This is a genomic window from Methanoculleus sp. UBA413 (assembly GCF_002502935.1).
Taxonomy (GTDB): Archaea; Halobacteriota; Methanomicrobia; order Methanomicrobiales; family Methanoculleaceae; genus Methanoculleus; species Methanoculleus bourgensis.
Map to the genome: position 1 here is coordinate 1 of NZ_DAQR01000070.1, position 5743 is coordinate 5743.

The 5743-nt window shown below is 59.8% G+C and carries 7 protein-coding genes; 3 read left to right on the plus strand and 4 right to left on the minus strand.

What is annotated here, in order from left to right:
- Positions 1-1211, minus strand: a 1211-nt coding sequence (gene hcp, locus BP858_RS05435; RefSeq protein WP_286879048.1) for a hydroxylamine reductase, incomplete at its 3' end; no start/stop codon positions are given.
- 86 nt (positions 1212-1297) lie between these two features.
- Here hcp and BP858_RS05440 point away from each other — a divergent pair.
- Both BP858_RS05440 and BP858_RS05445 read left to right on the plus strand, forming a co-directional pair.
- Positions 1298-1657: a winged helix-turn-helix transcriptional regulator gene (locus BP858_RS05440; protein ID WP_074175198.1), complete on the plus strand. Its 360-nt coding sequence runs from the start codon at positions 1298-1300 to the stop codon at positions 1655-1657.
- Positions 1658-1932: 275 nt separating this feature from the next.
- The gene (locus BP858_RS05445; protein ID WP_014866704.1) at positions 1933-2208 is read left to right on the plus strand and encodes an ATP-binding protein; all 276 of its coding nucleotides are present in this window, start codon (positions 1933-1935) and stop codon (positions 2206-2208) included.
- 142 nt (positions 2209-2350) lie between these two features.
- On the opposite strand, the gene BP858_RS05450 is transcribed toward BP858_RS05445, so the two are convergent.
- On the minus strand, positions 2351-2662 hold the full coding sequence (locus BP858_RS05450) for a hypothetical protein (protein WP_156147553.1): 312 nt from the start codon (positions 2660-2662) through the stop codon (positions 2351-2353).
- Positions 2663-2993: 331 nt separating this feature from the next.
- Here BP858_RS05450 and BP858_RS05455 point away from each other — a divergent pair, with 331 nt between their 5' ends.
- Positions 2994-4631 carry a DUF6398 domain-containing protein gene (locus BP858_RS05455; RefSeq protein ID WP_162196775.1) on the plus strand — a complete coding sequence of 546 codons (1638 nt, stop codon included), beginning with the start codon at positions 2994-2996 and terminating at the stop codon, positions 4629-4631.
- Between the two features lie 227 nt (positions 4632-4858).
- Here the strand turns inward: BP858_RS05455 and BP858_RS05460 are convergent, their stop codons facing one another.
- Both BP858_RS05460 and BP858_RS05465 read right to left on the minus strand, forming a co-directional pair.
- Positions 4859-5083 carry a hypothetical protein gene (locus BP858_RS05460; RefSeq protein WP_014866701.1) on the minus strand — a complete coding sequence of 75 codons (225 nt, stop codon included), beginning with the start codon at positions 5081-5083 and terminating at the stop codon, positions 4859-4861.
- On the minus strand, positions 5067-5669 hold the full coding sequence (locus BP858_RS05465; protein ID WP_286879049.1) for a hypothetical protein: 603 nt from the start codon (positions 5667-5669) through the stop codon (positions 5067-5069). Before BP858_RS05465 ends, BP858_RS05460 begins: the two co-directional genes overlap by 17 nt.
- Positions 5670-5743: the final 74 nt, after the last annotated feature.

Sequence of the window (5743 nt, forward strand, 5' to 3'; positions counted from 1 at the left end):
CTGGTGTAGTAGTCCCGATCGCTACGGCGCCCGTCACAGCCCGCCATCACGATAAACCGCCCAATAGCGCCGGACTTCACCGCGTCGACGACCGCGTCAGCGATGGCAAGGACCGGGGCGTGGGCGCATCCCGTGACCAGGTCGCCGCGGGAGAGATCCTCCGGGGGCTTGCACCGCTTCGCGTGCTCAATCAGGGCAGAGAAGTCCTTCTTTCCGTCCTCAGACGCACCGATGTGCTCAAGCCCCGCATACCCGACGAGCCCAGTGGTGTAGACCCGGTCGCGGTATGCGTCCTTCGGGGGGACGAGGCAGTTGGTGGTGACAAGGACCGGGCCGTTGAACCGCTCGAACTCCTCCCGCTGGAAGGGCCAGGACCCGCCGTAGTTCCCGACCAGATGGCCATACTTCCGGAGACCAGGGTAGGCGTGCGCCGGGAGCATCTCGCCGTGGGTGTAGACGTCCACCCCCGCCTCCGCGGTCTGCTCAAGGAGGTCGGCGAGGTCTTTGAGGTCGTGGCCGGTGACGAGGATGCCCGGGCGTGTGCCTGCCGCGGTGCTGACCGTCGTGATCTCAGGCGTCCCGTAGGTAGCGGTGTTCGCGGCATCGAGGAGGGCGAGGGTCTTCACGCCGACTTCGCCGCACCTGAGCACGTAGCCGACCATCTCATCCACGTTGAGGTCTTGCAGCGTGGCGGCGAGCGCCTCCTGCAGGAAGGTCATGACCTCCTCATCCTCGTAGCCGAGGACTTCGGCATGGTGAGAGTAGGCGCCGACACCCTTGAGCCCATAGACGAGGAGTTCGCGAAGCGACTGCAGGTCAGGATCCACGCTCTCCCGTGCGGCGATGATCTCCTGCGCCTTTGCCGCGATAGCCGCCGGGCTCTCGGGGGCCCAGGTGCAGGCCGCGGGCTCCGCGTCTCCGGCCGGCGGGAGGGCGTCGCGGATACGGGCCGCCTCCCGGATCGCGGCCTCAAAACGTGCAGGGTCAAAGTTCACGTTGGTCAGGGTGGCAAAAAGGCAGCGGCCGATGAACCCCCCGGCATCCGGGTCCCCACCGCCCTTCTTCATCGCCGCGAGGTTCCGGACCGAGAGCCCTTTGAGGGTGTAGATCAGGACGTCCTGGAGCCCGGCAGTCTCCGCATCTTTGCCGCAGACACCGCGTACGGTGCAGCCAAAACCCTTTGCTGTTTCTTCACACTGATTGCAGAACATTCATGCTCACTCCATAGTATCTTTTTGATACAGGGTATCTATTAGATACCAGGATATAAGTAGGAAGAGGTTTCTCTAACTATACCATGCAGGATGAGTGTACGGTCAATCAGACCGTCAAATACCTGGGACGAAAGTGGACCCTCCTGATCATCCTCGAACTCTACAAGGGGGAGAACTACACCCGCCGGTTCACCGAGATAAAGGAGCAGCTCCCGGGGATCACGGCAAAGGTCCTCTCCGCCCGGTTGAAGGAACTGGAGGAGGAAGGCCTCGTCAAGAAGAGGGTGGAGGCCGGATCAGTCCCCGTCAGAAGCGAGTACACGCTCACCGGGAGCGGGCTTGGGCTCGTTGAGGTGATCAAAGACATCAAGCGGTGGGCGCTCCGGTGGAAGATCGATAACCTTGCGTGCGGGGCCCAGGACTGCCACGATTGCATGCTGTGAACTATCCTGCCCTCAAGGACGGGGCTTTGCGGCAATCGTTCCCCCGGCAGGTCCACTGGCTCAAGCGGCGCTGATCCATACCTGCAAGTGTCGTGTCTGACCACCTCTGGCGTGTAGATTAGCCATGGGGGAATTGTGAACCGGACGATGGGGCACCGCTCCCATCACCAGCATGCGCAGGGGGAGTTCCCCGGACGCTCTTTCCGGGATGTAGAAAAATCATAGATCATAATCGACACTTTTGTGAATTATCATCGAGCATAATCGATAAACGGATGAAGAAGTACGGCGATATCTTCTACCACCGGGACCGCTACGAGTGCGACTTCCTGGTCAGGTCAGGCCGGACGATTGTCCAGGCCGTCCAGGTGACGCAGTCCCTGCAGGACGACGCTACGAGGCAGCGGGAGATGCGCGGCCTTGTCGAGGCGATGGACGCACACGGCCTTGACGAAGGAACGATCGTCACTGCGTCGGAATCGGCGGAGACGACCGTCGACGGGCGGGCCGTCCACATTGTCCCGATCGCTGAATGGCTGGAAGAACTGTGACGCCTTTCTGGAACCTCTGTGTGCGCCCAGGTAACATGAGCTGCCGGGCCGCTACAGGGTTGCCGACCGCTCGCAGCACCACTCCTCCGGATTCGGGATGCTGTGTCGTTCCGATAGACCGTGCAGAGGGATTCATGGGGGGTCAGAGGTCCAGCAGGAGGTCCGGGTCGGGATCGGTTGATACAAGAGTGACGTTTGTTATCTTGTGATAGAACCTCTGGGGATAACGGTAGGTTGTCTTCCCGCTCCGGCTTTTCTGCACGAAGGGTTTGAGGATATCCTCCGTCTCATACTCAAGCGAGTACGCCGCCCCGGTTTTGAGGGGAGTCACCTCCTTCGCCCGGAACATAACCTTCCTGAAACCCTCCATCGAATGGTCGCAGTCCGAGTAGTCAGAGGCGAAAACAAGTCCATCCTTCCGGACCCTGTCGATCACAATCCGGGTTCGTAGCATGGATTTGCTATCGCCCCGGTCAGGCATTAAGGTGTGCCGTGCGGGGCGAAAGTAATCCTGACGAAAGAGCCCCACCCGTAAGGGGTAGTTGCCGGGGCCCCCCGGAGCGGTCATGCAGGTGCGCGGAAGATCCGTTGTGGACCGCTTCGTCTTCGTGACCTTCGCGCACTTCTGCGTGAGGTAGTGATCACTTCCATGCATCTGGACCCACACAATACGGTGACATGCCCCAGTAGTCCGGGCATGCGGAGGGGCGTCCTGATCGCGTTCCCGGAGAAGACAACAGACCACGATCATTCATTATCTTATGGCAATCATACCATTCTGGTGGATGACATCAAAGGTCTCACCCGGTACCTGCCTGCTCTGCAGGGCTCCCGTGACAAAATGGAAGGCCCTTAAACACGGCACGGAATGCCTTCAGGCGTCGGGCTGGCCCACCGGAGAGGAACCTTCGCTCCTCATCATGATACAGGGGCGGTACCATAAGGAATACTGGCTGGTGGTTCTCGCACGACACGACGCCCGGCTTGGAGATCTCGACCAGCTGATCCGCGATGTGTGGGTGGAGTGTTGCGAGCATCTCAGTTCCTTCCGGATCGGCGGGGCCACATACGACTCGGACGCCGAGCGTTTTACAAACGGCATGAATGTCCCTCTCTCGCACCTCATCGCTCCGGGCAGCACGTTCACCTATGACTACGACTTCGGCTCCCCCACATCGCTGGACCTGAAGGTTATCGGGGAGACGTCCGTTGCCCCGCGGGACGGCCCGCTCTGCCTGATCGCACGGAACGACCCGCCAATCATCCCCTGCGACCTCTGCGGCGGCGAGGCCGAACTTGCCCTGAACGATTTTGACGAGGATTTCCAACATTATTACTGCCGTGAATGCCTCTCATCGACCGAATACGATCCCGACTGTGTAGACCTCATTGCCAACTCCCCAAGAAACGGCGTCTGCGGCTATGTCGAGGACCCTGATACCGCACTCCTCTGGTACCCCCCGGGATGGAGCGCAGATGAGATCGTTCCCGAAGAACCGGGTGAGCTCCTGGATGAGATCCCGCTTGATGACGAAACCGAGGTGAACGCCGCGATGGCTGCCGTCATCCAGGATATCGGACCTGATATCAACGAGTTTGTTGAGGCGGAGAGGGCGGCATACGGAGAAGGAATTGCCTGTATGGCCGGGGATACCGTCATGGCCTTCTGTACTTTCATGTATATCGTCTACGAAGTGAAGATCGATGCATGGGATGCCTTGTCCGTGCAGAGGTGCCTGGTCGATGAACTGTCGCAAAACCCGATCTTCCCGGAAGACTGGCCGGAGAACGCCGTCCCGATCCTCTGCCGGTTCCTGACGCATATGGAAGCATCCGGCCACCTCACAAACGCTTCTGAACTCATCGCCGTCCTCAAAGAAGCGGAACCCGCCTTTCAGAAAGCAGCCACGAGCCCGGAGAAAGGCCAGGCCATCTTCAAGCTTATCCTCATGAAAGCGGAGGAGGCAGGCGTCGACACGGACGACCTCGATGCGTTCTTCAATTTCGCGGTGAGAGAACTCGTCGAGATGGCCGGGTTTGACCTCGACAACGAAGAGGTCCAGAAGGAACTCTCCAACCTGCTTGAGGGCGGAACACCGGAAGCGCTCGCCGGCAATATACGCGCCGCCATGATCTTTGAGAGGTGCGAGGACTTCTGCCAACGTTTTCCGGATAACACCATTCTGGAGCATTGCAGAAGGATCGTCAAGGACCTCTTCGATCATCCGGCCGCACCGCTCGCGCGAGGAGACGCGGTTCTCTGGAGTGCGGCGATCGTGTATGCAGCCTGCCAGGATGAGGATCTTATCCGGCCGGGAAGGGGTGCCCCTCCCCTCGGGCAGGAGATCAGTTCTTTCTTCGGCGTTGAGCGGGCATCGATCCGGAACAAGGTGAGGGCGATGAGAGCGTTCCTTCCCGACTGAAGAGCGCCGGGAATGAGGGGGCATCGACCAGAAAGGATGGGGGAGAGGCCCGGATCTCCCGGCAAAGAAGGTTGTTCCCCGGTCACTAACCCTTTCACCGCGACAGAGACCAACGCTCCTTCGCGGGGTACTCAATCGCTATCTGCACCGGTCCTCATCACCGCGCAGTAAGATGATCGCGCCCCGCCCCCCCACTCCGGAGAACACCGCCATGAGGTCTTTGGGGATCACGAAGATCCAGGGTGCCGCCGTTTCGCGAGAGCCTGGTGCATCTCGAGGTACCGGGCACGGGAAAGGGCGTAACTCCCGGCGTTCGCCAGGAACGCATCGATCAGATCGGCCTGCTCGCGGCTCCAGACCTCGTTTGGGACCCGCCTGACCCAGAGAGCATGTCTCCGGACAAAGGCCAGCCTCTCCTGCCGGTTCTTCTCCCGGTCAAACCCCAATTCCATACGGTTCCCCCCGGACATGCAGGCGCTCCATGAACGATCGCGTGAGATCCCCGTCCAGCATCTCGCAGAACAACACCCAAAGGTAGACGGCATCCTCGATATCCTTGTCGCTCCCAAGATAGAGTTTGTAGGGGATCTGCAGCTCGATGGGCGATATGAAAAGCCGGATATCGTCGAACATCACCGCTCTCGCCATGGTCATCGCGTAACGGTCGAAGTCGTCCTTCTTGAACTTCATCTCGACGTTCGGGATAATCCTCTCCTCCTCTGCAATCCGCACGGCCAACCCGTCGCGGAGCATCGAATAGATCTCGCCGACGTCATCCGAGTTCAGGAAATAGAACCCTCGTGCCAGGAGTTCTTCGGCAAACGATCGAAACGTATCGCGGTCCATATAGTCGATGAAGAGATCGATGTCTTCCGTGCCCCTGGCCCTGCCAAAAAGGATTGCGACATACCCACTGACGATCACGTAGCTGGTATACCGCTCGATGATCTCCGTCACCGAAGCCACAAAGCGATCGAGCGCGGTCACAACCTTGCCGTCGATGAGGATGGTCCCGTCAGAAGCACTCGTGATCTGCATTCCCCTCTCCTCTGGTAGGGTCATATCAGGCACTATATTAATTGCACGTGCCCCACTCGGATGCCGGAGCGTTC